The sequence below is a fragment of the Cellulomonas olei genome (assembly GCF_039548315.1).
In the GTDB taxonomy this organism is placed as follows: Bacteria; Actinomycetota; Actinomycetes; order Actinomycetales; family Cellulomonadaceae; genus Cellulomonas.
In genome coordinates this window covers 1-26,084 of sequence record NZ_JBCLVN010000070.1, presented here as the reverse complement: position 1 = coordinate 26,084, position 26,084 = coordinate 1, and the positions used below count along the sequence as shown (strand labels likewise).

Below are 26,084 nucleotides of genomic sequence, written 5' to 3'. Positions count from 1 at the left end.
GCACCGCGACCCCAGGCCGCACCGCGACCGCAGACCACGGCACGCCCCGCCGCGGCCCCCCGGTCCGCGGCCGCCCCCACGCCGACGGCTCGTCCGTCGGCGACCCCCCGCCCGACGTCCGGCCCCTCGGCCGGGTCGACGGCGGCGCCGACCCCGCGGCCCGCGCCGCGCCCGGCACCCACCCCGCGTCCCTCGGCTCGACCGGCCCCCCGTGGCCAGTCGTCCGGCGGCGGGAACGCCTGACCCGCACCACCACGCCCTGATCCCACCGGGTCCGGACGGACGAGTCGCGCCCCGGCGCGATGCGACGACAAGGAGAGACGGCAGCCATGCCGAAGAACAAGACGCACTCCGGTGCGAAGAAGCGCTTCCGGATCACCGGGAGCGGCAAGGTCATGCGCGAGCAGGCGAACGCCCGCCACCTGTTCGAGCACAAGTCGAGCCGTCGCACGCGCCGCCTCGCCTCGGACCAGGTCGTCTCCGCGGCCGACGCCCCCCGTATCAAGAAGCTGCTCGGCAAGTGACCGTCGGCGCGTGAGCGCCACGGCACCCCGCCGACCTGAGAACAGAGCAAGGAGCATCACGTGGCACGCGTGAAGCGGGCGGTCAACGCCCAGAAGAAGCGCCGGGCAACTCTCGAGCGCGCCAGCGGCTACCGCGGGCAGCGCTCGCGCCTGTACCGCAAGGCCAAGGAGCAGGTCACCCACTCCCTCGTCTACGCCTACCGCGACCGCAAGGTCCGCAAGGGCGACTTCCGCAAGCTGTGGATCCAGCGGATCAACGCGGCGGCGCGCGAGCAGGGCCTGACCTACAACCGCCTGATCCAGGGCCTCAAGCTCGCGGGCGTGGAGGTCGACCGCCGCGTGCTGGCCGACCTGGCCGTCAACGACGCCCCGGCGTTCAACGCCCTGGTGCAGGTGGCCAAGGACGCGCTGCCCGCGGACGTCAACGCGCCACGCGCCGCGGCCTGACACCGAGCGAGCACCCCGGGCCCGGCGGACCTCCGCCCTGCGCCCGACCGACGGACCCCCGGCAGCCCTCGCGGCTGCCGGGGGTCCGTCGGTCGTCCGGGAGGACGTCCGGCCCGGGGAGATCTCGCGGGGAGGACGTCGCGCCCGGGGAGGCCCTCGCCCGGGAGGTGGGGCGGTGCCCGAGTGCGGGAGGATGGGGGACGTGTCCCGTGAGCTGCAGCCCGTCGTCCCGGAGAACCACCCCGCGCGCAGCGGGCCCTCGCTGCTGACGAACCTGCACTCCGACCGCGTGCGACACGTGCGGGGCCTGGTCGCGCGGGCGGGGCGGCGGCGCGCCGGGCGGTTCCTGGCGGAGGGACCCCAGGCGGTCCGGGAGGCGGTGCGCTGCACGCCGTGGCTGGTCCGGGACGTGTACCTGACGCCCGAGGCCGTCGAGCGGCACCCGGAGATCGCCGAGGACGCCAGCGGGCTGTACGTGCACCTCGCGTCCCCGGCGGTGCTCGACGCGATGTCCGCGGACGCCCAGGGCGTGCTCGCGGTGGTGGACCTGCCCGCCGAGGGCGTCCCCGCGGAGCGCCTGACGGGGCCGCTCGCCGCCGCGGCACTGCCGGAGGTCCTCGCGGGCCGGCCCCGGCTGGTGGCGGTGCTCGCACGGGTCCGTGACCCCGGCAACGCCGGCACGGTGATCCGGGTGGCGGACGCCGCCGGCGCGGACGCCGTCGTCATCGCGGGTGACAGCGTCGAGGCGACGAACCCCAAGGTCGTCCGGTCGACGGCGGGGTCCCTGTTCCACCTGCCGGTGGTCTCGGGCGTGCCGGTGGCCGAGGCGGTCGCGGCGGTGCGCGGCGCGGGGCTGACGGTGCTGGCGGCGGACGGCGCGGGGGACCTGGACCTGGACGACCTGCAGGACGCCGCCGCCCGCGCCGGGGGTGCGGCGCCCGTGGACGCCGTCGCCGCCGCCGGGGGCACGCCGGGGGACCCCGACCTGCGCGCCGCGACCGCGTGGCTGTTCGGCAACGAGGCGTGGGGCCTGCCCGCGGTGGACCGCGACCTGGCGGACGCCGTCGTGCGGGTGCCGCTGCGCGGCCGGGCGGAGTCGCTGAACCTGGGGACGGCGGCGGCCGTCTGCCTGTACGCGTCCTCGCGCGCGCACCGCTGACCGGCCCCGCGCGCCCGCGAGCCCGGGCGGACGCGGCGACGCGGTTCCGGCCACGACGACCCGCGGCCCGTGCGGCATGCTGGCCGGGTGCGCGTCTTCGCAGGTCTGTGGCCGACGCCGCAGGTGCGTCGTCACCTGGCGTCGGCGCTCGTGACGGCCGTCGGCGTGGACGCCGAGGACTCGCCCGGCCGCTCGGGCCCGCAGGGCGTGCGGTGGACGGCCGCGGAGAACTGGCACGTGACGCTCGCGTTCTACGGGGACGTCGGGGAGAGCGTCGCGGAGCTGCTGGCGGGGGAGCTCGCGGCGGTGGCGGCGGGCACGAGCCCGTTCGGGCTGTCACTGACGGGGGCCGGCGTCTTCGCGCACCGCACGCTGTGGGCCGGCGTCGGCGGGGAGGTCGAGGCCGTCCACGGTCTGGTGGCCGCGTGCCGGGAGGCGGGCGAGGCGGTGGGCGCGCGCCAGGACGACCGCGCGCGGTCCCGGCCCCACGTGACGCTCGGCCGCGCGGTGCCACCCCGGGGGTCACGCCGTCGGACCGAGGGCCCGGACCCGGCCGACCTCCTCGTGCACGCGCTGGCGGTCTACCGGGGCCCGGCCTGGCCGGTGCGCGAGCTCGTGCTCGCGGAGTCGCGGCCCGGCGAGGGGCGCGCCGGCGGTCCGCTGTACCTGCCCCTGGGGGCGTGGACCCTCGGCGGCTGAGCGCCGGGGTGTGGCACCATGGCGCGCATGACGTCCCAGCCGCGCACCAGCCGCCGATTTCCCGGGCCCGTGCCCGGGGCGCGGCGCTGACGCGCGGCACCTGACCTCCGCAGGGCGGACGGTCCGGAGTCCCCGGCACGGGCGCCACTAGACTCGCCCGTCGGCCGGTCGTCGCGTGCACGCGACCTCCCGGCCCGCCGATCCCGCCTGGAAGGTCCGGATGTCCACGCCCGACACACCCCTGTCCCCGCTCGACGCCGACGCCGTCGAGCACGCCCTGTCCGACGCGCTCGCGGCCGTCGCCGCCGCGGGCGACCTCGACGAGCTCAAGTCCGCCCGGCTCGCGCACACCGGCGAGCGCAGCCGGCTGGCGCTCGCCAACCGCGCGATCGGCGGCCTGGCCGCGGCGGACAAGGCCGTCGCCGGCCGCACGGTCGGCCAGGCGCGCGGCCGGCTGAACGCCGCGATCGCCGCGCGCGAGGAGCAGCTGGCCGCCGAGCGCGACGCCCGCGTGCTCGTCGAGGAGGCCGTGGACGTCACGCTGCCGTCCGACCGGCGCCCGCGCGGTGCCCGGCACCCGCTCGAGCTGCTGCAGGAGCGCGTCGCGGACGTGTTCGTGGCGATGGGCTGGGAGATCGCCGAGGGTCCCGAGGTCGAGGCCGAGTGGTTCAACTTCGACGCGCTGAACTTCGGCCCGGACCACCCGGCGCGGCAGATGCAGGACACGTTCTACGTCGCGGCGCCCGAGGGCGAGCCCGACCCGCACCTGGTGCTGCGCACGCACACCTCGCCCGTGCAGGCGCGCAGCCTCCTGGAGCGTGAGCTGCCCGTGTACATCGCCTGCCCGGGGCGGGTGTTCCGCACCGACGAGCTCGACGCCACGCACACGCCGGTGTTCCACCAGGTGGAGGGGCTGGCGGTCGACAAGGGCCTGACCATGGCGCACCTCAAGGGGACGCTGGACCACTTCGCGCGGGCGATGTTCGGCCCCGAGGCGCGCACCCGCCTGCGGCCGTCGTTCTTCCCGTTCACCGAGCCGAGCGCCGAGATGGACCTGTGGTTCCCGCAGAAGAAGGGCGGGCCCGGCTGGATCGAGTGGGGCGGCTGCGGGATGGTCAACCCGAACGTGCTGCTCGCCGCGGGGATCGACCCCGACGTCTACTCCGGCTTCGCGTTCGGGATGGGCATCGAGCGCACGCTCATGCTCCGCCACGAGATCGCGGACATGCACGACATGGTGGAGGGCGACGTGCGCTTCTCCACCCAGTTCCGGGCGGTGATCTGATGCCTCGCATCCCCCTGACGTGGCTCGCCGAGCACGTCGAGCTCCCCGAGGGCCTCACGGCCGAGCAGCTGGCGGCCGACCTCGTGCGGGTCGGGCTGGAGGAGGAGGCCGTCCACCCGGCCGCCGTGACGGGCCCGCTCGTCGTCGGCCGGGTCGTCGAGCGCCACCCCGAGCCGCAGAAGAACGGCAAGACCATCAACTGGTGCCAGGTCGACGTGGGGGAGCACAACGGCACCGCCGAGGACGGCACCCGCACGCCGCGGGGCATCGTCTGCGGCGCGCACAACTTCGACGTGGGCGACCACGTGGTCGTCGCGCTGCCGGGCACGGTGCTGCCCGGGCCGTTCCCCATCGCGTCCCGCAAGACGTACGGCCACGTGTCGGACGGGATGATCTGCTCCTCGCGCGAGCTCGGCCTCGGCGAGGACCACGACGGCATCATCGTGCTGTCCGAGCTCGGCATCGACGCGGAGCCCGGGACCGACGCGCGCGCCCTGCTGGGGCTCGGCGAGGAGGTCCTGGAGATCAACGTCACGCCGGACCGCGGGTACTGCTTCGCGATGCGCGGCGTCGCCCGGGAGTACGCGCACGCGACCGGGGCGGTGTTCACGGACCGCGGGCTGCCGCGGCCGGGGGCGGAGGACGGCATCGCGACGACCGGTGGCTTCGGCGTCGAGCTGCGGGACGACGCGCCGATCCGCGGCGTCCCCGGCGCCGACCGGTTCGTGGCCCGCGTCGTGCGCGGCGTCGCGGCCGACGCCCCGTCGCCGGCGTGGCTGCAGCAGCGCCTGACCCAGGCCGGCATGCGCCCCATCTCGCTCGCGGTCGACGTGACCAACTACGTCATGCTCGACCTGGGGCAGCCGCTGCACGCCTACGACCTGGCGACGCTCAGCGCGCCGATCGTCGTGCGCCGGGCGCGCCCGGGGGAGCGGCTCACCACGCTCGACGGGGTGGACCGGGCGCTCGACCCGGAGGACCTGCTCATCACCGACGGCCCCGACGCGGGGCGCGTGCTCGGGCTGGCGGGCGTCATGGGCGGGGCGGAGACCGAGGTGTCGGCCACGACCACCGACCTGCTGATCGAGGCCGCCCACTTCGACCCGGTGACGATCGCCCGCACCGCGCGGCGGCACAAGCTGCCCAGCGAGGCGAGCAAGCGCTTCGAGCGCGGTGTGGACCCGCAGCTGCCGCGCGTCGCGGTCGCGCGCGTGGTCGAGCTGCTGGTGGAGCACGGCGGCGGGGCGCCGGACCCGGTCCTCACGGACGTGGACCGCACGAGCCCGGCGCCGCGGCTGCTGCTGCCCGTCGACCTGCCGTCGCGGCTGATCGGGCTCGACCTGGACGTCGCCGAGGTCGCCACGTACCTGCGGGCGATCGGCTGCACGGTCGGCGAGCCCGTCGGGACCGGGGCCGACGCGGTGCTGCCGGTGACGGTGCCCACGTGGCGACCGGACCTGACCGCGCCCGTGGACCTGGTCGAGGAGGTCGCGCGGCTGCGCGGCTACGACGCGATCCCCTCGGTGGTCCCGCGCTCGCCGGTCGGCCTCGGACTGACCGTGTCCCAGCGCCGGCGTCGCCGGGTGGCGCAGGTGCTCGCGGACTCCGGGTGGGTCGAGACGCTGTCCTACCCGTTCGTCGGCACCGCCCAGCTGGACGCGCTGGCGCTGCCGGAGGACGACACCCGGCGCGCCCTGCTCCGGCTGGCGAACCCGCTGTCGGAGGAGCAGCCGTACCTGCGCAGCTCGCTGCTCGTCACGCTGCTGGAGACCGCGCGGCGCAACGTGGCCCGCGGGACCACCGACCTCGCGGTGTTCGAGGTCGGCGCGGTCACGCTGCCCGTCGCGGGGACGGCCCCGGCGCCGGTCCCGCCGGTCGCCGAGCGGCCCGCGCCGGAGGTGCTCGACGCGGTCCGCGCCGCGGTGCCCCCGCAGCCGCGGCACGTCGCCGGCGTGCTCACCGGGCTGCGGGAGCCCGCCGGCTGGTGGGGCCCCGGCCGCCCGGCGGACCACGCCGACGCGATCGACGCGGTGCGCCTGCTCGCCGAGACGCTGGGCGTCGACGTGCGCCTGGAGGCCGACGCCTCGACCGCGCCGTGGCACCCCGGGCGCTGCGCCCGCGTGACGACGGCGGCCGGTGCGCTGGTCGGCCACGCCGGCGAGCTGCACCCCGCGGTGGTCGCGACGCTCGGCCTGCCGGCGCGGGCGTGCGCGTTCGAGGTCGACCTCGACGTGCTGCTCGCCGCGGCCCCGCGCACCGAGGTGGTCGCGCGCGAGGTGTCGACCTACCCGGTCGCGAAGGAGGACGTCGCCCTGGTGGTGCCGGACTCCGTGCCGGTCGCGGACGTCCTCGAGGCGGTGCGGGCGGGCGCGTCCGCCAGCCCGGCGGGCGACGTCCTGGAGAGCGCGCGCCTGTTCGACGTGTACTCCGGCGAGCAGGTCGGCGCCGGACGGCGGTCGCTGGCGTTCGCGCTGCGGCTGCGTGCCGCGGACCGGACGCTGACCGCCGACGAGACGGTGGCCGTGCGGGCCGCCGTGGTGGCGGAGGCGGAGCGCCGGTTCGGCGCGACCCTGCGCGCGTAGGCGGGCCACGTCCCCGACGGCCCCGGCCGCCGCCCCTGACGGGGCGCGCGACCGGGGCCGTCGCCGTCCGCGGCGGCGCCCGGGTCGGCCGGCGCCGCGTCGGCGCTGTCCGAGGTCGTCATGTCCGTCCGAGGTCGTCAGTCCGGACGCACGACCTCGGTCCGTCCTGACGACCTCGGCCCGGCGCCCGGGTCCCAGCGCATCCGCGGTGTTCACGCTTCCGCCACCCGTGTGTTCCCCCCGAGTGGTTGCCTATCCGGACATACCGCCCATACGTTGTCACTCGGCTGGGTCACGCCTGTGACTCCGCCCTGTGACGAGGGCCGTCGTGCCCCCGGGGGATCGGAGAAGATCGGTGAGCGCTGTACGCACACGCACGAGGTGGGCGGCGAGCCTCGCCGCCGCGGGAGCGATGGTCGGGGCACCCCTGGCCGCCGCTGTGCCCGCGGCAGCGGCGGAGGACACCCACACCATCGCGCAGGTCCAGGGCACGGGGGACGCCTCGCCGCTCGCGGGATCGACGGTGACGACGACCGGAGTCGTCACCGCGGTCTACGCGACCGGGGGCTACCGCGGCTACGTGATCCAGACGCCGGGGACGGGCGGGGACGCCGCCCGGACGGCGTCGGACGCGGTGTTCGTGTTCTCGCCGACCACGGCGGGCTCCGTCACGCCGGGCGAGCTGGTCCAGGTGACCGGAGCCGTCTCGGAGTACCAGGGCCTCACCGAGATCACCGTCTCCTCGGCGGCCGGCCTCGTGAAGCCCGGGGGCGACGCCGCCCCCGTCGAGCCGGTCACGACGCCGTGGCCGGCGGACGACGCAGGACGCGAGGCGCTCGAGTCGATGCTGTACCTGCCGTCGGGCGACCTGACGGTCAGCAACACGTACACCACCAACCAGTACGGCGAGATCGGCCTGGCCGTGGGCACCACGCCCCTGCGGCAGCCCACCGACGTCGCGGCGCCCGGCACCCCGGAGAACGCCGCGGTCGCCGCGGACAACGCCGCCCGCGGCGTCGTGCTCGACGACGGCGCGAGCACGAACTTCCTCTCCGCCGCGAACTCGGGCCTCACGCCCCCGTACGTGTCGCTGGAGAACCCGGTGCGCGTCGGGGCGCAGGTGACGTTCACGGAGCCGGTCGTCGTCGACTACCGGAACAGCACCTGGAAGCTCAGCCCGACGGCGCCGGTGGACCCGGCCGACCCCGCGAGCGTGCCGGTGCAGGTCGAGGACGACCGCACGGCCGCCCCCGAGGGGCTCGGCGACGCCGACGTGACCGTCGCGTCGTTCAACGTCCTCAACTACTTCACGACGCTCGGCTCGCAGGGCGCCTCGTGCGTGCCGTACACCGACCGCGCGGGCGACCCGGTGACGGTCCGCGAGGGCTGCGCGCAGCGCGGCGCGTGGGACGCGGACGACCTCCAGCGGCAGCAGGACAAGATCGTCGCGGCCGTGAACGCGCTCGACGCCGACGTCGTGGGCCTCATGGAGATCGAGAACTCCGCGGTCGTCGACGGCGACCCCGACGAGGCGCTGGCCTCGCTGGTCGGTGCGCTCAACGACGCCGCGGGCGCCGGCACGTGGGACTACGTGCCGTCCTCGGCCGACCTGCCGCCGGTCGAGCAGCAGGACACCATCACCAACGCCCTGATCTACCGCCCCGCCGAGGTCGAGCCCGTGGGCGACGCCCGGGCGCTCGGCACCCAGTCGGGCGACGACCAGGCGTTCGGCAACGCGCGGGAGCCGATCGGCCAGTCCTTCGTGCCCGTGGCCGGGGGCGACGAGCTGTTCGTCGTCGTCAACCACTTCAAGTCGAAGAGCTCCGCGGGCCCCTGGCCGGGTGACGCGGACGCCGGCGACGGCCAGGGCGCGTCGAACGAGTCCCGCGTCCGGCAGGCCGAGGCGCTGCGCGACTGGGTCCCGACGGTGCAGGGCGACGCCGAGGCGGTCGCGCTGCTCGGCGACTTCAACTCCTACACGCAGGAGGACCCGCTGCGGGTGCTGGCCGACGCCGGCTACGCGGACGCCGCGACGGCGCTGGAGGCACCGGGCTCGTCGTACGTCTACCAGGGCCTGTCGGGCTCGCTGGACCACGTGCTGCTGAACGAGGCGGCGCTGGACCGGGCCACCGGCGCGGACATCTGGGAGATCAACGCGGGCGAGTCGGTGGCGCTGGAGTACAGCCGCTACAACACGCACGGCACGCTGTTCTACGCCCCGGACGCCTACCGGTCCTCCGACCACGACCCGGTGCTCGTCGGGTTCGAGGCGGGCGACGGCGGCACGGCGCCGGACGGCCCGCTCGACCTCACGCTGCTGAACATCAACGACTTCCACGGCCGCATCGACGCCAACACGGTCGCGTTCGCCGGGACCGTCGAGCAGCAGCGGGCGGCGGCCGAGGACGCCGGGGGTGCCGCGGTGCTCCTGTCCGCGGGCGACAACATCGGCGCGTCGCTGTTCGCCTCCGCGGTCGCGGAGGACCAGCCGACCATCGACGTGCTCAACGCGCTGGACTTGGCGGCGTCCGCCGTCGGCAACCACGAGTTCGACCGCGGCTACGCCGACCTGGTGGACCGCGTCGTCGCGGGCGGCGCGAACGCGCAGTGGCCGTACCTCGGCGCGAACGTCTACGAGAAGGGCACCGAGAACCCGGCGCTCGACGAGTACACCGTGCTCGACGTCGACGGCGTGCGGGTGGGTGTCGTCGGTGCCGTCACGCAGGAGACGCCGACGCTGGTCAGCCCCGGCGGCATCGAGACGCTCGACTTCGGGGACCCGGTCGCGGCGGTCAACCGCGTCGCGGCGCAGCTCTCCGACGGCGACGAGGGCAACGGCGAGGCCGACGTCATCGTGGCGGAGTACCACGAGGGCGCCGGCGCCGGGACGCCGGACGGCGCCACGCTGGAGGAGGAGATCGCCGCGGGCGGCGCCTTCGCCGAGATCGCGACCGCGACGTCCGCCGACGTGGACGTGATCTTCACCGGCCACACCCACAAGCAGTACGCGTGGTACGGCCCGGCGGAGCCCGGCGCCACCGGCGAGGGCACCCGGCCGATCGTCCAGACCGGCTCGTACGGCGAGAACATCGGCAAGGTCACGCTGACCTACGACCCGGCCACCGACGCGGTGTCGGCGCTCGCGGGGGAGAACGTCAAGCGCGTCGCCCCGGCGACGGGCCAGACCCAGGCGCAGCTCGACGCGGCCCTGGTCGCCCAGTACCCGCGGGTCGCCGAGGTCAAGGCGATCGTCGACGCGGCGATCGCGGAGGCCGCGGTGGTCGGCAACCAGCCCAAGGGCTCGGTGACCGCCGACATCACGACGGCGTTCGCGGGCGGCGGCTACACCGGCGCCGGCGGCACCTACGCCGGCGGCACCCGGGACGACCGGTCGAAGGAGTCGACGCTCGGCAACCTCGTCGCCGACTCGCTGCTGGAGACGCTCGCACCCGCCGAGCGCGGCGGGGCGCAGATCGGCGTCGTCAACCCGGGCGGCCTGCGCGCGGAGCTGCTCTACGCGCCCGACGGCGTCGTCACGTACGCCGAGGCCAACGCGGTCCTGCCGTTCGTCAACAACCTCTGGACGACCACGCTCACGGGCGACCAGGTGGTGACGATGCTCGAGCAGCAGTGGCAGACCAACGCCGACGGCACGATCCCCTCGCGCCCGTACCTGCAGCTCGGCCTGTCGGACAACGTCACGTACACCTACGACGAGTCGCAGCCGCTCGGCAGCCGCATCACCTCGGTCACGGTCGACGGCGCGCCGATCGACCCGGCCGCGGAGTACCGCATCGGCACGTTCTCGTTCCTCGCCCAGGGCGGTGACAACTTCCGGGTGCTCGCCGAGGGCGCCGGGACGACCGACTCCGGGCTGATCGACCGGGACGCGTGGATCGCCTACCTCGAGGCGAACCCGGGGCTGGCCCCCGAGTTCGACGAGCGGGCCGTCGGGGTGCCGGCGCTGCCCGAGGAGGTCGCCGCGGGTGACGAGCTCGCGTTCCCGGTCACGGGTCTGGACCTGACCAGCCTCGGCTCGCCGCGCAACACCGCGCTGGACGTGCAGCTGGACGGGACGTCGATCGGGTCCGCCACGGTGGCCGAGGGCGCGGCGGAGGTCGCGGTGACGGTCCCGGAGGGCACGACGCCGGGCGCGCACACCCTCACGCTGGTGGCGGCGCCGAGCGGGACGACGGTGACGCTGCCGGTGACGGTGGCCGAGCCGGAGGGCCCGGTGCTCGCGGCCTCGACGACCCGCCTGTCGGCCAGCAGGTCGAGCCAGCCGTACGGCAGCTGGCTCCCGACCGTGCTGCTCGCCCGGGTCCAGGTCGAGGGCACGTGGTTCCCGAGCGGGACCGTCGAGTTCCGCGAGGGCGACCGGGTGGTCGGGCGGTCGCCGGTGCTGCTGGGCCTCGCGCTCGGGACGGTGCCGCGCACCGCGCCGGTGGGGCCGCACGAGTACACCGCGACGTTCGTGCCGTCCCGGCCGGACGAGGTGGCCGGCAGCACGAGCGCCCCGGTCACGGTGACGGTGCGCCGCTGACGGCGGCGGGCTGACGCGACAGGGCCCCTCTCGGACGTCCGGGAGGGGCCCTGTCGCGTGCGGCCGGGGGCGGACCGGCCCGAGCCGGCCCGTGCCCGCCCGTGCCGGCTCAGCAGCCGTCAGGCCCGCACGCCTCCGCGTCGGCCGCGCCGGCCACCGTGGGGATCGCCAGCGGCGGGTTGGCGTCCCGCCAGGCCTGGTCGAGGAGCTGCGCGAAGACCTCCACGGGCTGCGCGCCCGAGAGCCCGAGCCGCCGGTCGGCGACGAAGAACGGCACGCCCTGGATGCCCAGCGCCGCCGCCTCGGCCTCGTCGGCGCGGACGGCCCCGGCGCCGGCGTCCGAGGCGAGCGCCTCCCGCACGGCGTCCGCGTCCAGCCCGGCCTCGGTGGCGACCGCGACCAGCACCTCCGGGTCGTCCACGACCCGGCCGTGCTCGAAGTGCGCGCTCATCAGCCGCTCCACGACCTCGGCCGCCGCGGACGCCCCGCCGAGCTCGGCCGCGACGTGCACCAGCCGGTGGGCGTCGAACGTGTTGGCGGGCACGACCCGGTCGAAGTCGTAGGCGAGCCCGACCGACGCCGCGATCCCCGTCACGTGCGCGAACATCTGCTGCACCTGGTCCAGCGGCATGCCCTTGCGCTCGGACAGCAGCTGCGCCTCGGTCAGGCCGGGGTGCGCGGTCGACGGCTCGGCGTCCGGCTGCAGCTCGAACGACCGCCACGTCACGCGCACGTGGTCGCGGTGCTCGAACTGCTCCAGCGCGGCCGCGAACCGGCGCTTGCCGATGTAGCACCACGGGCAGGCGATGTCGGACCAGATCTCGACGTGCAGGTCTCTCATGCGGTCAGCAGCACCTTCCCGGTGGTGGCGCGGCCCTCGAGGGCGCGGTGGGCCTCCTCGGCCTCGGACAGGGGGTAGGTCGCGCCGATGCGGACGTCCAGCGTCCCGGCGGCGACCGCGTCGAACAGCTCGCCCGCGCGCCACGTCAGCTCGTCGCGGGTCGCGACGTGGTGGCCGATGGTCGGGCGCGTGAGGTAGACGGACCCCGCGGCGTTGAGCCGCTGCGGGTCGAACGGCGGCACCGGGCCGGACGACGCCCCGAACAGGGCGAGCCCGCCCCGGGGGCGCAGGGACGCGAGCGACGCGTCGAACGTCGAGCGCCCGACGCCGTCGAAGACGGTGTGCACGCCGCGGCCACCGGTGAGCCCCCGCACGATCCCGGGCAGCTCGGAGGTCAGGTCGTCGAGCTCCGTGTACCGGATGACGTCCGCGGCGCCGGCCGCGCGGGACAGCGCCTCCTTCTCCGCGGTGCCCACGGTGGTGATGACGCGGGCGCCGCGCGCGGCGGCGAGCTGGGTGAGCAGCAGGCCGACGCCGCCCGCGCCGGCGTGCACGAGCACGTCCTGCCCGGCCTCCACCGGGAACGTCGACGTGGCGAGGTAGTGGGCGGTGATGCCCTGCAGCGGCAGCGCGGCGGCGACGTCCTCCCCGACGCCGTCGGGCACGCGCAGCGCGACGAGCTCCGGCACCACGACGAGCTCCGCGTACGACGACGGAGCCGACGCCCACGCGACCAGGTCGCCCACGGCGAACTCCCGCACCTCGCGCCCGACGGCCTCGACCACGCCGGCGCCCTCGGACCCCGGGACGTGCGGGAACGGCATGGGGTACGTGCCGTTGCGGTGGTAGACGTCGATGAAGTTCACGCCCGCGGCGCTGAGCCGCACCAGCAGGTCGCGCGGCCCGGGCAGCGGGTCGGGGATCTCGTCGAGCGCCAGGACGTCGGGCCCACCGGGTTCGGTGGCGAGGACTGCGTGCATGTGGCCTGCAACGACGCCGGGCGCGCGGGCATTCCGCGGCGCCCGCGATCCGGTCAGGCCGGCCCGATGCCCTGCGCGGCGAGCCAGGGCAGCAGCGCGGTGGTCCACGCCCCGGCGGGCAGCCCCTCGGCCAGGCCCAGCCCGTGCGGGCCGCTGGGGTAGACGTGCAGCTCGACGGGCACCCGGTGGCGCCGCAGCGCGGCGGTCGCGAGCAGCGCGTGCTCGGCGGGCACCGCCTCGTCGTCGGCCGTGTGCCACAGGAACGTCGGCGGCGTGGCGGCGTCGACGCGCTCCTCGACCGACAGCGCCCGCGCGGGGCCGTCGTCCTCGTGGCCCAGCAGGTGGGTGCGGGACCCCAGGTGCGGGTGCCGCACGAGCGAGACGACCGGGTAGCAGAGCACGGCGGCGTCGGGCCGGCGCACCTCGGACGGGTCCAGGCCCGCGAGGGCCGCCGCGCCGGCGCGCTCCTCGTGCGTGGCGGTCGCGGCCGTACCCGCCAGGTGCCCGCCGGCGGAGAACCCGAGCACCGCGACGGGCCCGTCCACGGGGGCGCCGCCGCGCCGGCCCGCGCGCAGGTCCGCGACCGCGAGCAGCACCTCGTGGAGCGCCGCGGGGTAGCGGGCGGGCGCGACGGGGTAGTCCAGCCAGGCCGACCGGACGCCGTGCGCGCCCAGGAACGCGGCGACGTCGCCGGCCTCGTGCGGCGCCCGCATCACGTAGCCGCCGCCGGCGAGCACCAGCACCGCGCCGCGGGAGCGGGGAGTACCGTCGACGGGAGGACCGGGGTGCAGCGGTGCGCGGGGGCTGGTCACGGATCGTGAGACTAGCGCCCGGCTGCTGGGTCCACGCCACGCCGGGCCAGCAGGATGAATCGTCCTGCACACCGATGTATGATCATGCACATGTCCTTCTCCGTCGCCGTCGCGGGCGCCTCCGGGTACGCCGGCGGCGAGACCCTCCGGCTGCTGCTCGGCCACCCCGACGCCGAGATCGGTGCGCTCACGGCGCACAGCAACGCGGGCACCCGCCTCGGCGCCCACCAGCCCCACCTGCGCTCGCTCGCCGACCGCGTCCTCACCCCGACCTCCGTGGACGAGCTCGCCGGGCACGACGTGGTGGTGCTCGCGCTGCCGCACGGGGCCAGCGGGGAGATCGCCGCGGCGCTCGCGGACCGCGGCGACAGGGCGGTCGTGGTCGACCTGGGGGCCGACCACCGGCTGTCCGACGCGGACGCGTGGCGCCGGTTCTACGGCACCGAGCACGCGGGCACCTGGCCGTACGGCATGCCGGAGCTGCTGCACGCGGGGGAGTCCGCCCCGGCCGCCCAGCGGGCCGCCCTCGCCCGGGCCCGCCGCATCGCAGTCCCCGGCTGCAACGTCACCGCCGTCACGCTCGCGCTGCAGCCCGGCGTCGCCGCCGGGCTCGTCGGGCCCGACGTGGTCGCGGTGCTCGCCGTCGGGTACTCGGGCGCCGGGCGGACGCTCAAGGCGCACCTGCTGGCGTCCGAGGCGCTCGGCTCGGCGCAGCCGTACGCCGTCGCGGGGACGCACCGGCACGTGCCCGAGGTGCTGCAGAACCTCGCGGTCGCCGGGGCGTCCGGCACCCGGCTGTCGTTCACGCCCGTCCTCGTGCCGATGTCCCGGGGGATCCTCGCGACGGTCACCGCCCCGCTGGCGCCCGGCGCCGACGCCGCGGCGGTCCGCGCCGCATGGGAGACGGCCTACGCCGGCGAGACGTTCGTCCAGCTGCTGCCCGAGGGGCAGTGGCCGGGCTCCGGTGCCACCACGGGCGCCAACACCGCCCTGGTGCAGGTCGCGGTCGACGAGGCCGCCGGCCGGGTCGTCGCGGTGTGCGCGCTGGACAACCTCGTCAAGGGCACCGCGGGCGCCGCGGTGCAGTCCCTGAACCTCGCGCTCGGCCTGCCCGAGCGCGTCGGCCTCACCACCGAGGGAGTCGCCCCGTGACCGACGCCGCGCCCGCCGCGCCCGCCGCGCCCGCCGCCCAGGGCGTCACCGCCCCCGCCGGCTTCCGCGCCGCGGGCGTCACCGCCGGCCTCAAGGCCTCCGGGCGCCCGGACCTCGCGCTCGTCGTCAACGACGGCCCCCTGCAGGTCGCCGCGGGCGTGTTCACGTCCAACCGCGTCGTCGCCGCCCCCGTCGTCTGGTCCCGGCAGGCCGTCTCGGACGGGGTGGCCGCCGCGGTGGTCCTCAACTCCGGCGGCGCGAACGCCTGCACCGGCCCGGAGGGGTTCGGCGACACCCACCGCACGGCCGAGCACACCGCCGAGGCGCTCGGCGTCTCCGCGGGCGACGTGCTGGTGTGCTCCACGGGGCTGATCGGCGAGCGGCTGCCGATGGACCTGCTGCTCGCGGGCGTCGATGCGGCGGCGGGCGCGCTGCGACCGGACGCCGGCCCGGACGCGGCCGCCGCGATCATGACCACGGACACCGTGAGCAAGACGACGGCCGTGGCCGGTGACGGCTGGACGGTCGGCGGCATGGCCAAGGGCGCCGGCATGCTGGCACCGGGCCTCGCGACCATGCTCGTCGTCCTCACCACCGACGCCGTCGTGACCGCCGAGCAGGCCGACGCGGCGCTGCGCGGCGCCACCCGGACCACGTTCGACCGCGTCGACTCGGACGGCTGCATGTCGACCAACGACACCGTGCTGCTGCTCGCCTCCGGGGCCGGCGGCGTCACGCCGGACCCCGAGCTGTTCGCGGCCGCGGTCGCCGCCGCCTCCGCGGACCTGGCCCGGCAGCTCGTCGCGGACGCCGAGGGCGCCTCCCACGACATCGCGGTCACGGTCACGGGGGCGACCACCGAGGACGCGGCGGTCGCCGTGGCCCGGGCGGTCACGCGCTCGAACCTGTTCAAGGCCGCGGTGTTCGGCAACGACCCGAACTGGGGCCGCGTGCTCGCCGCCGTCGGCACCGTGCCGGAGGAGGTCGCGCCGTACGACGCCTCGAGGCTCGACGTCGCGATCAACGGCGTCCAGGTGTGCCGCGCCGGCGGCGTCGGCGACCCGCGCGAGGGCGTCGACCTGGCCGCGTCGCGCGAGGTGCGCGTCGACATCGACCTGCACGCCGGCGACGCCACCGCGACCGTCTGGACCAACGACCTCACCCACGACTACGTCCACGAGAACAGCGCGTACTCCACATGAGCCTCGACGCCCCGCCGCCGCACCACGCGGCGTTCGACACCCGCACCGACCTGCGCCCCGACCAGAAGGCCGAGGTCCTCGTCGAGGCGCTGCCCTGGCTGCAGCGCTTCGCCGGCGCGCTCGTCGTCGTCAAGTACGGCGGCAACGCGATGGTCGACGACGAGCTGAAGCGCGCGTTCGCCGAGGACATGGTGTTCCTGCGCCAGGTCGGCCTGCGCCCGGTCGTCGTCCACGGCGGCGGGCCGCAGATCAACGCGATGCTGGACCGGCTCGGCATCGAGTCCGAGTTCCGCGGCGGCCTGCGCGTCACGACCCCCGAGGCGATGGACGTCGTGCGCATGGTGCTCACGGGCCAGGTGTCGCGGGAGCTCGTCGGCCTGCTCAACGCCCACGGCCCGTACGCGGTCGGCCTGTCCGGCGAGGACGGCGGGCTGCTCCAGGCCCGGCGGCGCACCGCGACGGTCGACGGGCAGCCGGTCGACGTCGGGCAGGTCGGCGACGTGGTGCAGGTCAACCCCGGTGCGGTGCACGACCTGCTGGACGCCGGCCGCATCCCGGTGGTCTCCACGGTCGCCCCGGACGTCGACGACCCGACGCAGGTGCTGAACGTCAACGCGGACACCGCCGCGGCCGCGCTGGCCGTCGCGCTCGGCGCCCGCAAGCTCATCGTGCTGACCGACGTCGAGGGCCTCTACACCTCGTGGCCGGACCGCTCGTCGCTGGCCCGCCGGATCCGCGCCGGCGCCCTGGCGGACCTGCTGCCGTCCCTGGACTCCGGCATGCGCCCCAAGATGGAGGCGTGCTGGCGGGCGGTGACCGGCGGCGTCGGCCGGGCCCACGTCATCGACGGCCGGCAGGCGCACTCGATCCTGGTCGAGGTCTTCACGTCCGAGGGCATCGGCACGATGGTGCTGCCCGACGACGAGCCGGTGCCCTCGCCCTTCACCGCCCCGATCCCGCAGGTCGGCGGCGGCGTGCCGAACGTCCCCCACGTCCCCGAGGTGAGCTGAGTGACCGCGCAGCAGCCGGCCCCCGTCGACGGCGCCGCCGTCCTGACGGGCCTGACCCGGTCCGACTCCGTCGCGCACTGGACGGAGCGCTACGGCCACGCCCTGATGGACACGTTCGGCGCGCCGCAGCGCGTGCTCGTGCGCGGCGAGGGGCCGTACGTGTGGGACGCCGACGGCACGCGCTACCTCGACCTGCTCGGCGGCATCGCGGTCAACGCCCTGGGGCACGCCCACCCGACGCTGACGGCGGCCGTGTCCGCCCAGCTCGGCACGCTCGGCCACATCTCGAACTTCTTCGCCAGCCCGACGCAGATCGCGCTCGCGGAGCGGCTGCTGGCGCTCGCGGACGCCCCCGAGGGGTCGCGGGTGTTCCTCACGAACTCGGGCACCGAGGCGAACGAGGCGGCGTTCAAGATGGCCCGCCGCAACGCCGACGGCCCCGCCGGCCGGCGCACCCGCGTCCTGGCGCTGGAGGGCGCGTTCCACGGCCGGTCGATGGGGGCGCTCGCGCTCACGTCCAAGGCCGCCTACCGGGAGCCGTTCGAGCCGCTGCCCGGCGGGGTGGAGTTCCTGCCGTTCGGGGACACCGCGGCGCTGGAGGCGGCGTTCGAGGGGAGCGACGGGGACCGGGTCGCGGCGCTGTTCCTGGAGCCGATCCAGGGCGAGGCGGGCGTCCGCCCCCTGCCGCCCGGGTACCTGGTGCGGGCCCGCGAGCTGACGGCCGCGCACGGCGCGCTGCTCGTGCTCGACGAGGTCCAGACCGGCATGGGCCGCACCGGGGTGTGGCTGGCCCACCAGCACGCCCACCTCGGCGGCGGCATCCGCCCCGACGTCGTCACGCTGGCCAAGGGCCTCGGCGGCGGCTTCCCGGTCGGCGCGGTGGTCGCGTACGGCGAGCGGGCGGCGACGCTGCTCGGGCGCGGCCAGCACGGCACCACGTTCGGCGGGAACCCGGTCGCGGCGGCCGCGGCGCTCGCGACCGTCGGCGTCATCGAGCGCGACGGGCTCCTCGCCCACGTCGCGGACCTCGGCGCGTGGTGGCGGCAGCAGATCGCCGCCCTGGGGCACCCGCTCGTGGCGGAGGTCCGGGGGGAGGGGCTGCTCGTCGCTGTCGGCCTCACCGCGCCCGTCGCCGCCGACGTCGCCGCCCGCGCCCTCGCGGCCGGCTTCGTCGTCAACCCGTGCACCCCGGAGACGATCCGGCTGGCCCCGCCGTTCGTGCTGACCCGCGAGCAGGCCGCCACGTTCACCGACTTCCTCGCGGCGCTGCCGCACGACCTCGGAGCCGCCGCATGACCGCCGCCCCGCCCCGGCACTTCCTGCGCGACGACGACCTGAGCCCCGAGGAGCAGGCGCAGGTCCTCGAGCTCGGGCTCGCGCTGCGCGACGACCGCCACGCCCGCCGGCCGCTCGCCGGCCCGCAGGCGGTCGCGATCGTGTTCGACAAGCCGACACTGCGCACGCAGGTGTCCTTCACGACGGGCGTCGCCGAGCTGGGCGGCTACCCGCTGGCCGTCGACGGCAACCTCGCCCGGATCGGCGTGCGCGAGTCGATCGCGGACACGGCGCGGGTGCTGGGCCGGCAGGTCTCGGCGATCGTCTGGCGGACGCACGCGCAGGCCCGGATCGAGGAGATGGCGGCCCACGCCGGCGTCCCGGTGGTCAACGCGCTCACCGACGACTTCCACCCGTGCCAGGTGCTCGCGGACCTGCTGACGCTCGCCCAGCACTGGGGCGGCGTGGGCGCGCTGCGCGGCCGGACCCTGGCCTACACGGGCGACGGGTCCAACAACATGGCGCAGTCGTACCTGCTCGGCGGCGCGACCGCGGGCCTGCACGTGCGCGTGGCGACGCCGGCCGCGTACCTGCCGGACGCGGGCGTCGTGGCCGCCGCCGCGGCGGTGGCGGCGCGCACCGGCGGCTCCGTCGAGGTGACGGACGACCTGGCCGCGGCCCTCGCCGGCGCGGACGCCGTGGCGACGGACACGTGGGTGTCGATGGGCCAGGAGGACGAGGCCGCCGAGCGGGAGCAGCCGTTCGTGCCGTACCGCCTGGACGCCGCCGCGCTCGCGCTCGCCGCGCCGGACGCGCTCGTGCTGCACTGCCTGCCGGCGTACCGCGGCAAGGAGATCACCGCCGAGGTGCTCGACGGCCCGCAGTCGGTCGTCTGGGACGAGGCGGAGAACCGGCTGCACGCGCAGAAGGCCCTGCTCGCCTGGCTGCTGGAGGACGCGTCGTGACGGCCGAGGAGCCGGTGACGTCGACCGGGCGGATCCCGGCGACGAAGGCCGCCCGGCACGCGCTGATCCGGGACCTGCTGTCCCGGCAGTCCGTGCACTCGCAGTCCGAGCTGGCCGACCTGCTCGCGCACCAGGGCGTCACCGTCACGCAGGCCACGCTCTCGCGGGACCTCGTCGAGCTGCGGGCCGTGAAGATCCGCACCCCCGTCGGCGCCCTCGCGTACGCCGTGCCGGGGGAGGGCGGCGACCGCAGCCCGGCCCCGGTGTCCGACGCCGAGGCGCTCGCCGCGCGGCTCGCCCGGCTCTGCTCGGAGCTGCTGGTCACCGCGGAGGCGTCCGGCAGCCTGGTCGTGCTGCGCACCCCGCCCGGCGCGGCGCAGTTCCTCGCCTCGGCCATCGACCACTCCGTCCTGCCCGGCGTGCTCGGCACGATCGCGGGCGACGACACCGTCCTCGTCATCGCCCGCGAGGGCGCCGACGGCCCCGAGGGCCCGGCCATCGCGGCCCGGTTCCTCGAGCTCGCCCAGACCGGCTGACACCCACCCCGACCTCCCCCTCCCCGCAGACACGAAAGAGAAGACACATGACTGAGCGCGTCGTCCTCGCCTACTCGGGCGGCCTGGACACCTCCGTGGGCATCGGCTGGATCGCCGAGGCGACCGGCGCCGAGGTGATCGCCGTGGCGGTCGACGTCGGCCAGGGCGGCGAGGACCTCGAGGTCATCCGCCAGCGCGCCCTGGACTGCGGCGCTGTCGAGGCGTACGTCGCCGACGCCCGCGACGAGTTCGCCGCCGAGTACTGCATGCCGGCGCTGCGCGCCAACGGCCTGTACCTCGACCGGTACCCGCTGGTGTCCGCGCTGTCCCGCCCCGTCATCGTCAAGCACCTGGTGCGTGCCGCCCGGCAGTTCGGCGCCACCACCGTCGCGCACGGCTGCACCGGCAAGGGCAACGACCAGGTGCGGTTCGAGGTCGGCATCACGTCGATCGCCCCTGACCTCAAGTGCCTCGCGCCGGTCCGCGACCTCGCGCTGACCCGCGACAAGGCCATCGAGTTCGCCGAGCGCAAGAAGCTGCCGATCGCGACCACCAAGCACAACCCGTTCTCGATCGACCAGAACGTGTGGGGCCGCGCGGTCGAGACCGGGTTCCTCGAGGACATCTGGAACGAGCCGACCAAGGACGTCTACACCTACACGGACGACCCGACGTTCCCGCCGGTCGCCGACGAGGTCGTCATCACGTTCGACCGGGGCGTCCCGGTCGCGCTGGACGGCGTGCCGGTCACCCCGCTGCAGGCGATCCAGGAGATGAACCGCCGCGCGGGCGCCCAGGGCGTCGGCCGCATCGACATCGTCGAGGACCGCCTCGTCGGCATCAAGTCCCGCGAGGTCTACGAGGCCCCGGGCGCGATCGCGTTGATCGCCGCGCACCAGGAGCTCGAGAACGTCACCGTCGAGCGCGAGCAGGCCCGGTTCAAGCGCCAGGTCGAGCAGCGCTGGACCGAGCTGGTCTACGACGGCCAGTGGTTCTCCCCGCTGAAGAAGTCGCTCGACGTCTTCATCGACGACACCCAGCGCTACGTCTCCGGCGAGATCCGCATGGTGCTGCACGGGGGCCGCGCGACCGTCACCGGCCGGCGCTCGGACTCCTCGCTGTACGACTTCAACCTCGCCACCTACGACTCGGGGGACACGTTCGACCAGTCCGCCGCGCGCGGGTTCATCGAGATCTACGGCCTGTCGTCCAAGCTCGCCGCCGCGCGCGACGTGCAGTTCGGCAACGGCGAGGACCTCGGCTCGCAGGGCGGCATCGGTGCCTGAGCAGGCCGGCACGCTGTGGGGCGGCCGGTTCGCCGGCGGCCCCGCGGACGCGCTCGCGGCCCTGTCCAAGTCCACGCAGTTCGACTGGCGCCTGGCCCCGCAGGACATCGCGGGGTCGAAGGCCCACGCGCGGGTGCTGCACGCGGCCGGGCTGCTCGACGACGCGGCGCTCGCGGGCATGCTCGACGCGCTGGAGCGCCTGCGCGCCGACGTGGAGTCCGGGGCGTTCGTCGCCGCCGAGTCCGACGAGGACGTGCACGGCGCCCTGGAGCGCGGGCTGATCGAGCGCGCCGGGGCCGACCTCGGCGGGCGGCTGCGCGCCGGGCGCTCGCGCAACGACCAGATCGCGACGCTGGTGCGGATGTACCTGCGGGACGCGGCGCGCGACATCGCCGGGCTCACCCTCGACGTCGTCGACGCCCTGGTCGCCCAGGCCGAGGCCGCGGGCGACGCGGTCATGCCGGGGCGCACGCACCTGCAGCACGCCCAGCCCGTCCTGCTCGCGCACCACCTGCTGGCGCACGCGTGGCCGCTGCTGCGCGACGTCGAGCGGTACGCCGACTGGGACCGCCGGGCCGCGGTGTCCCCGTACGGCTCGGGCGCGCTGGCCGGGTCCTCGCTGGGCCTCGACCCGGCGGCCGTCGCGGCGGAGCTCGGCTTCGACGCGCCGGTGGAGAACTCGATCGACGGCACCGCGTCCCGCGACGTCGTGGCCGAGTTCGCCTGGGTGTCCGCGATGCTCGGCGTCGACCTCTCCCGCCTGGCGGAGGAGGTCGTCCTCTGGTCGACCGTCGAGTTCGGGTTCGTCCGGCTGGACGACGCCTACTCGACCGGGTCGAGCATCATGCCGCAGAAGAAGAACCCCGACGTGGCGGAGCTCGCACGCGGCAAGGCCGGCCGGCTGGTCGGCGACCTCACGGGCCTGCTCACCACGCTCAAGGGCCTGCCGCTCGCGTACAACCGCGACCTGCAGGAGGACAAGGAGCCGGTGTTCGACCAGGTCGACACGCTCACCGTCCTGCTGCCCGCCTTCGCGGGGATGGTCGCGACGCTGCGGTTCGACACGCAGCGGATGGCCTCGCTCGCCCCGCAGGGGTTCTCGCTCGCGACCGACGTCGCCGAGTGGCTGGTCCGCCAGGGCGTGCCGTTCCGCGTCGCGCACGAGGTCGCGGGCGCGTGCGTCCGGGCCTGCGAGCAGCACGAGCCGCCCGTCGAGCTGTGGGACCTCACGGACGAGGAGCTGGCCGCCGTCTCGCCGCACCTCACCCCGGACGTGCGCAGCGTGCTCTCGGTCGAGGGGTCCGTGGCCTCCCGGTCCGCGCACGGCGGCACCGCCCCGGTGCGGGTCGCCGAGCAGCTCGGGCGGGCACGCGCCCGTGCCGCCGGGCTGCGGGCGTCGGTGTCGGGCACGGCGCCGGGCCGTGCGTCGTCGTCTGGCACGATCGCCGGGTGACCTGCCCGAGCGCGCCCCAGGGGCACGAGGACGCCGCGGGCGTCGTCGTGCCCCTGCTGCTGTCCGCGCCCCAGCGGCTCGGACCCGTCCGGCTGGTCGCCGTCGACGGCCCGGCCGGGTCGGGCAAGACCACGCTCGCGGGCGCTGTCGCCCGCCGGTGCGCCGAGGCCGGCGTGCGCGGGCACGTGCTCCACATGGACGACCTGTACGAGGGCTGGTCCGGGCTGGACGGCGACCTGTGGCCGCGGCTGGCCGCCCAGGTGCTCGAGCCGCTGCGCCGCGGGCTGACCGGCCGGTTCCAGCGGTACGACTGGGTCGCCGGCCGGTTCGACGAGTGGGTCGACGTGCCGGTGCCCGACGTGCTGGTGCTCGAGGGCTGCGGCTCCGGCCGGCGGGCGGGCGCGCCGGACCTCAGCCTGCTCGTCTGGGTCGAGGCGGACGACGCCACCCGGCTCGCGCGCGGCCTGGAGCGCGACGGGCAGGCGGCCCTGCCGCAGTGGGAGCGGTGGATGCGGGACGAGGCGGTGCACTACGCGCGCGAGGGCACCCGTGGACGCGCCGACGTGCGGGTGGACGCATGGGGCAGGATGGCCCGGTGAGCCAGGCGGTGCCGGAGAGCGAGGGCGGCGTGCCCGACGCGGCCGCGCCCGGCGTCCCCCTCGGCCGCGCCCCCGCCCGCGTCTGGTACGCGCGGCCCGTGCTCGACGTGGCGGCGGACCTGCTCGGCGCCCTCCTGACCGTCCGCTCCGACGAGGGCGACGTGACGGTGCGCCTCACCGAGGTGGAGGCCTACGCCGGCGAGGCCGACCCCGGCTCGCACGCGTTCCGGGGCCGCACGGCGCGCAACGCGGTGATGTTCGGCGAGCCCGGGAGGCTGTACGTCTACCGGCACCTCGGCCTCCACCACTGCGTCAACGTCGTCACCGGGCCGGCCGGCACCGCCTCCGCCGTGCTGCTGCGCGCCGGCGAGGTGGTCGACGGCGTCGACCTCGCCCGCGACCGCCGGGCGCGCGCCGGCGTGGTCGACTCCGACCGCCAGATCGCGCGCGGCCCCGCCCGGCTCGCGGTCGCGCTCGGCGTCGGCATGGACGACTACGGCGCCGACGTCACCGAGTCCGGCGGGCGGATCGTGCTGCACCGCGACCCCGACGCGGTGACCGGGGCGCACGCCACCGGACCGCGCGTCGGCGTGGCCGGCCCCGGCGGCGACGCGGCCCGGTACCCGTGGCGGTTCTGGCTCGCCGGCGAGCCCACCGTGTCCGCGTTCCGCCCGGCGTATCGCCGGCCGGCGTCGGGAAGCAGCCCGCAGAGCGGGGCGACGCCGGCATGACCCCGACCGCCGACGGTGCGGCCCCCACGGCCGCGCGACGCAAGGAGCACCCGTGACCCACCTCCTCGACGAGCTCGCCTGGCGCGGCCTCGTCGCCCAGACCACCGACCAGGACGCGCTGCGCGAGGCGCTCGACGCCGGCCCGGTGACGTTCTACGCCGGGTTCGACCCGACGGCGCCCTCGCTGCACCACGGCCACCTCGTGCAGCTCGTCCTCATGCGGCACCTGCAGCTCGCCGGCCACCACCCGCTGGCCCTCGTCGGCGGGGCCACCGGCCTCATCGGCGACCCCCGGATGTCGGGGGAGCGCGTCCTCAACACCAAGGACACGGTCGCCGAGTGGGTGCAGCGGCTCCAGGCGCAGATCTCCCGGTTCCTCGACTTCGAGGGGGACAACCCAGCGCGGATGGTGAACAACCTCGACTGGACCGGCGAGCTCACCGCCATCGACTTCCTGCGGGAGGTCGGCAAGCACTACCGCCTGGGCACGATGCTCGCCAAGGACACGGTGGCCCGGCGGCTCGCCTCCGACGAGGGCATCTCGTTCACCGAGTTCAGCTACCAGATCCTGCAGGGCATGGACTACCTGGAGCTGCACCGCCGGCACGGCTGCACGCTGCAGACCGGCGGCAACGACCAGTGGGGCAACCTGCTGTCCGGCGTCGAGCTGATCCGCAAGTCCGAGCACGCGTCCGTGCACGCCCTGACCACCCCGCTCATCACGAAGGCGGACGGGACCAAGTTCGGCAAGTCGGAGGGCGGCGCCATCTGGCTCGACCCCGAGATGATGAGCCCGTACGCCTTCTACCAGTTCTGGCTCAACGTCGACGACGCCGAGGTGGTCGGCTACCTCAAGGTCTTCACGTTCCGCACGCGGGAGCAGATCGCGGAGCTCGAGGAGGCCGTGGCCGCGCGTCCGGCGGCACGTGAGGCCCAGCGGGCGCTCGCCTACGACGTGACGTCCCTGGTGCACGGGACCGACGCCACCGACAAGGTGATCGCCGCGAGCCGCGCCCTGTTCGGCGGCGGCGACCTCGCCGGGCTCGACGAGCCGACCCTGCGCGCGGCCGTCGCCGAGCTGCCGTCGGCCGAGGTGCGGGTCGGCGACCCGCTGGTCGACGTGCTCGCCGCCACCGGGCTGGTGGCGTCCAAGGGCGCGGCACGCCGTGCGATCGCGGAGGGGGGCGCGTCGGTGAACAACCGGAAGATCACGGACGACACCGCCGTGGTCGCGGCCGAGGACCTCCTGCACGGGCAGTGGCTCGTGCTGCGTCGGGGCAAGCGGACGCTCGCGGTCGCGCGGGCGGCCTCCGCCTGACCGCGTCGCGACCCGGACGGGGGTGGTCGGTGCCTGGCACCGACCACCCCCGTCGTCCTCCCGGGCGACCCGGCGGCGCCCGGATGACGGTCGAGGGGTTGCGGAGCCCGCCGGCCCGGGGCACCCTGGACGCAGAGTGACGGGCGTCGCACCGGCGCCCGTCGCGCCACAACAGGGGTCACCCCGGCCGGCCGCGCGCGAAACCGCAGGTCAGCGGGGGTGCGGGGAGCGCGCGGGGCCCGTGAGCCCGCCGGCTTGACGCTGGGCGAAACGTCCGCGTAATGTTCTCCGAGTCGCCCGGCAGGGAGGAACGGACACCGAGGATCTCCTCGGTGGCTGGTCCCACGGGTGGCCACCCCCTCAGCACGACCGACAGGCGCCCTGGCGTCCGGATGGTCGTGCCGGGACCGGAGCCGAGTGCCGGCCGAGTCGGAATTGACGCCGACAAAGCAGGACGGAAGCTCTGGTAGAGTGAAGGAAAACCGAGCCGGGAATGCCCCGGCAAAGCGGACCGGAAACTCTGGTAGAGTGATGGAACGCCGAACCGGAAACGGAAAAGCGGGCCAGACGCTCTGATAGAGTGGTGGAACGGGAAGCCGCGCAGGACGCGAGCGGAACGGACCAGAAGCTCTGGTCGATCGGAACTGAGCCTCCGGCCACGGAGCCCGCAAGGGTGAGTGGGGGA

The 26,084-nt window shown here is 75.9% G+C and carries 22 protein-coding genes; 19 read left to right on the top strand and 3 right to left on the bottom strand.

All coding sequences use genetic code 11. From position 1 onward, the window contains the following. The 8 genes from AAHH18_RS16790 to AAHH18_RS16755 all read left to right on the top strand — a co-directional run. Nucleotides 1-263: hypothetical protein (locus AAHH18_RS16790; protein ID WP_343302396.1), on the top strand; the 263-nt coding region annotated here is incomplete at its 5' end. A 66-nt stretch (nt 264-329) separates the two neighbouring features. Continuing rightward, nucleotides 330-524: a 50S ribosomal protein L35 gene (rpmI, locus tag AAHH18_RS16785; RefSeq protein WP_146835768.1), complete on the top strand. Its 195-nt coding sequence runs from the start codon at nt 330-332 to the stop codon at nt 522-524. A 60-nt stretch (nt 525-584) separates the two neighbouring features. Continuing rightward, entirely contained in the window at nt 585-971 is a 387-nt protein-coding gene (gene rplT, locus AAHH18_RS16780; RefSeq protein ID WP_283320083.1) for a 50S ribosomal protein L20, read from the top strand. Between the two features lie 202 nt (nt 972-1,173). Next, complete coding sequence (locus tag AAHH18_RS16775) at nt 1,174-2,130, top strand: TrmH family RNA methyltransferase (RefSeq protein WP_459349161.1); 957 nt, start codon at nt 1,174-1,176, stop codon at nt 2,128-2,130. Nucleotides 2,131-2,217: 87 nt separating this feature from the next. Continuing rightward, nucleotides 2,218-2,829, top strand: a complete 612-nt coding sequence (thpR, locus tag AAHH18_RS16770; protein WP_343302395.1) for an RNA 2',3'-cyclic phosphodiesterase — start codon at nt 2,218-2,220, stop codon at nt 2,827-2,829. A 220-nt stretch (nt 2,830-3,049) separates the two neighbouring features. Then, complete coding sequence (gene pheS / locus AAHH18_RS16765; RefSeq protein WP_283320085.1) at nt 3,050-4,114, top strand: phenylalanine--tRNA ligase subunit alpha; 1,065 nt, start codon at nt 3,050-3,052, stop codon at nt 4,112-4,114. Then, nucleotides 4,114-6,696: a phenylalanine--tRNA ligase subunit beta gene (pheT, locus tag AAHH18_RS16760; RefSeq protein WP_343302394.1), complete on the top strand. Its 2,583-nt coding sequence runs from the start codon at nt 4,114-4,116 to the stop codon at nt 6,694-6,696. Before pheS ends, pheT begins: the two co-directional genes overlap by 1 nt. Before the next feature lie 412 nt (nt 6,697-7,108). Continuing rightward, nucleotides 7,109-11,239: an ExeM/NucH family extracellular endonuclease gene (locus AAHH18_RS16755; RefSeq protein WP_343302393.1), complete on the top strand. Its 4,131-nt coding sequence runs from the start codon at nt 7,109-7,111 to the stop codon at nt 11,237-11,239. 109 nt (nt 11,240-11,348) lie between these two features. On the opposite strand, the gene AAHH18_RS16750 is transcribed toward AAHH18_RS16755, so the two are convergent. From AAHH18_RS16750 to AAHH18_RS16740, 3 genes are read right to left on the bottom strand one after another with little or no spacing between them, the layout of a single operon-like run. Continuing rightward, nucleotides 11,349-12,080, bottom strand: a complete 732-nt coding sequence (locus AAHH18_RS16750) for a DsbA family oxidoreductase (protein ID WP_343302392.1) — start codon at nt 12,078-12,080, stop codon at nt 11,349-11,351. Continuing rightward, nucleotides 12,077-13,060 (bottom strand): quinone oxidoreductase family protein, encoded by a 984-nt coding sequence (locus AAHH18_RS16745; RefSeq protein ID WP_343302391.1) that lies wholly within the window; start codon nt 13,058-13,060, stop codon nt 12,077-12,079. Before AAHH18_RS16745 ends, AAHH18_RS16750 begins: the two co-directional genes overlap by 4 nt. Before the next feature lie 53 nt (nt 13,061-13,113). After that, nucleotides 13,114-13,872, bottom strand: a complete 759-nt coding sequence (locus AAHH18_RS16740) for an alpha/beta hydrolase (protein ID WP_343302390.1) — start codon at nt 13,870-13,872, stop codon at nt 13,114-13,116. Nucleotides 13,873-13,956: 84 nt separating this feature from the next. On the opposite strand from AAHH18_RS16740, the gene argC reads away from it, so the two are divergent. Genes argC through tyrS form a run of 11 tightly spaced genes read left to right on the top strand, consistent with a single transcriptional unit; the run spans nt 13,957 to nt 25,399 of the window. Next, on the top strand, nt 13,957-15,024 hold the full coding sequence (argC, locus tag AAHH18_RS16735) for an N-acetyl-gamma-glutamyl-phosphate reductase (RefSeq protein ID WP_343302397.1): 1,068 nt from the start codon (nt 13,957-13,959) through the stop codon (nt 15,022-15,024). Further along, the gene (gene argJ, locus AAHH18_RS16730; protein WP_343302389.1) at nt 15,021-16,226 is read left to right on the top strand and encodes a bifunctional glutamate N-acetyltransferase/amino-acid acetyltransferase ArgJ; all 1,206 of its coding nucleotides are present in this window, start codon (nt 15,021-15,023) and stop codon (nt 16,224-16,226) included. Before argC ends, argJ begins: the two co-directional genes overlap by 4 nt. Beyond that, entirely contained in the window at nt 16,223-17,236 is a 1,014-nt protein-coding gene (gene argB, locus AAHH18_RS16725) for an acetylglutamate kinase (RefSeq protein WP_283320092.1), read from the top strand. The genes argJ and argB overlap by 4 nt, the downstream gene beginning before the upstream one ends. Next, entirely contained in the window at nt 17,237-18,532 is a 1,296-nt protein-coding gene (locus tag AAHH18_RS16720) for an acetylornithine transaminase (protein WP_459349160.1), read from the top strand. It abuts the gene before it with no gap. Continuing rightward, nucleotides 18,529-19,476, top strand: a complete 948-nt coding sequence (gene argF / locus AAHH18_RS16715; RefSeq protein WP_343302388.1) for an ornithine carbamoyltransferase — start codon at nt 18,529-18,531, stop codon at nt 19,474-19,476. Before AAHH18_RS16720 ends, argF begins: the two co-directional genes overlap by 4 nt. Continuing rightward, the gene (locus AAHH18_RS16710) at nt 19,473-20,012 is read left to right on the top strand and encodes an arginine repressor (RefSeq protein WP_222169621.1); all 540 of its coding nucleotides are present in this window, start codon (nt 19,473-19,475) and stop codon (nt 20,010-20,012) included. The genes argF and AAHH18_RS16710 overlap by 4 nt, the downstream gene beginning before the upstream one ends. Nucleotides 20,013-20,059: 47 nt before the next feature. Continuing rightward, entirely contained in the window at nt 20,060-21,298 is a 1,239-nt protein-coding gene (locus AAHH18_RS16705) for an argininosuccinate synthase (protein WP_343302387.1), read from the top strand. After that, entirely contained in the window at nt 21,291-22,751 is a 1,461-nt protein-coding gene (gene argH / locus AAHH18_RS16700; RefSeq protein ID WP_283320095.1) for an argininosuccinate lyase, read from the top strand. Before AAHH18_RS16705 ends, argH begins: the two co-directional genes overlap by 8 nt. Continuing rightward, nucleotides 22,748-23,350, top strand: a complete 603-nt coding sequence (locus AAHH18_RS16695; RefSeq protein WP_343302386.1) for a uridine kinase family protein — start codon at nt 22,748-22,750, stop codon at nt 23,348-23,350. The genes argH and AAHH18_RS16695 overlap by 4 nt, the downstream gene beginning before the upstream one ends. After that, a complete protein-coding gene (locus AAHH18_RS16690) occupies nt 23,347-24,081 on the top strand; it encodes a DNA-3-methyladenine glycosylase (RefSeq protein WP_459349159.1) in 735 nt (244 codons plus the stop codon). Before AAHH18_RS16695 ends, AAHH18_RS16690 begins: the two co-directional genes overlap by 4 nt. Before the next feature lie 52 nt (nt 24,082-24,133). Next, nucleotides 24,134-25,399: a tyrosine--tRNA ligase gene (gene tyrS, locus AAHH18_RS16685; protein ID WP_343302385.1), complete on the top strand. Its 1,266-nt coding sequence runs from the start codon at nt 24,134-24,136 to the stop codon at nt 25,397-25,399. Nucleotides 25,400-26,084: the final 685 nt, after the last annotated feature.

Bases quoted from the DNA above. Each gene is read 5' to 3' on its own strand.
- rpmI (WP_146835768.1), top strand. From the start codon at position 330: ATGCCGAAGAACAAGACGCACTCCGGTGCGAAGAAGCGCTTCCGGATC.
- pheS (WP_283320085.1), top strand. From the start codon at position 3,050: ATGTCCACGCCCGACACACCCCTGTCCCCGCTCGACGCCGACGCCGTC.
- pheT (WP_343302394.1), top strand. From the start codon at position 4,114: ATGCCTCGCATCCCCCTGACGTGGCTCGCCGAGCACGTCGAGCTCCCC.
- AAHH18_RS16755 (WP_343302393.1), top strand. From the start codon at position 7,109: ATGGTCGGGGCACCCCTGGCCGCCGCTGTGCCCGCGGCAGCGGCGGAG.
- AAHH18_RS16750 (WP_343302392.1), bottom strand. From the start codon at position 12,080: ATGAGAGACCTGCACGTCGAGATCTGGTCCGACATCGCCTGCCCGTGG.
- AAHH18_RS16745 (WP_343302391.1), bottom strand. From the start codon at position 13,060: ATGCACGCAGTCCTCGCCACCGAACCCGGTGGGCCCGACGTCCTGGCG.
- argC (WP_343302397.1), top strand. From the start codon at position 13,957: ATGCACATGTCCTTCTCCGTCGCCGTCGCGGGCGCCTCCGGGTACGCC.
- argB (WP_283320092.1), top strand. From the start codon at position 16,223: ATGAGCCTCGACGCCCCGCCGCCGCACCACGCGGCGTTCGACACCCGC.
- argF (WP_343302388.1), top strand. From the start codon at position 18,529: ATGACCGCCGCCCCGCCCCGGCACTTCCTGCGCGACGACGACCTGAGC.
- AAHH18_RS16705 (WP_343302387.1), top strand. From the start codon at position 20,060: ATGACTGAGCGCGTCGTCCTCGCCTACTCGGGCGGCCTGGACACCTCC.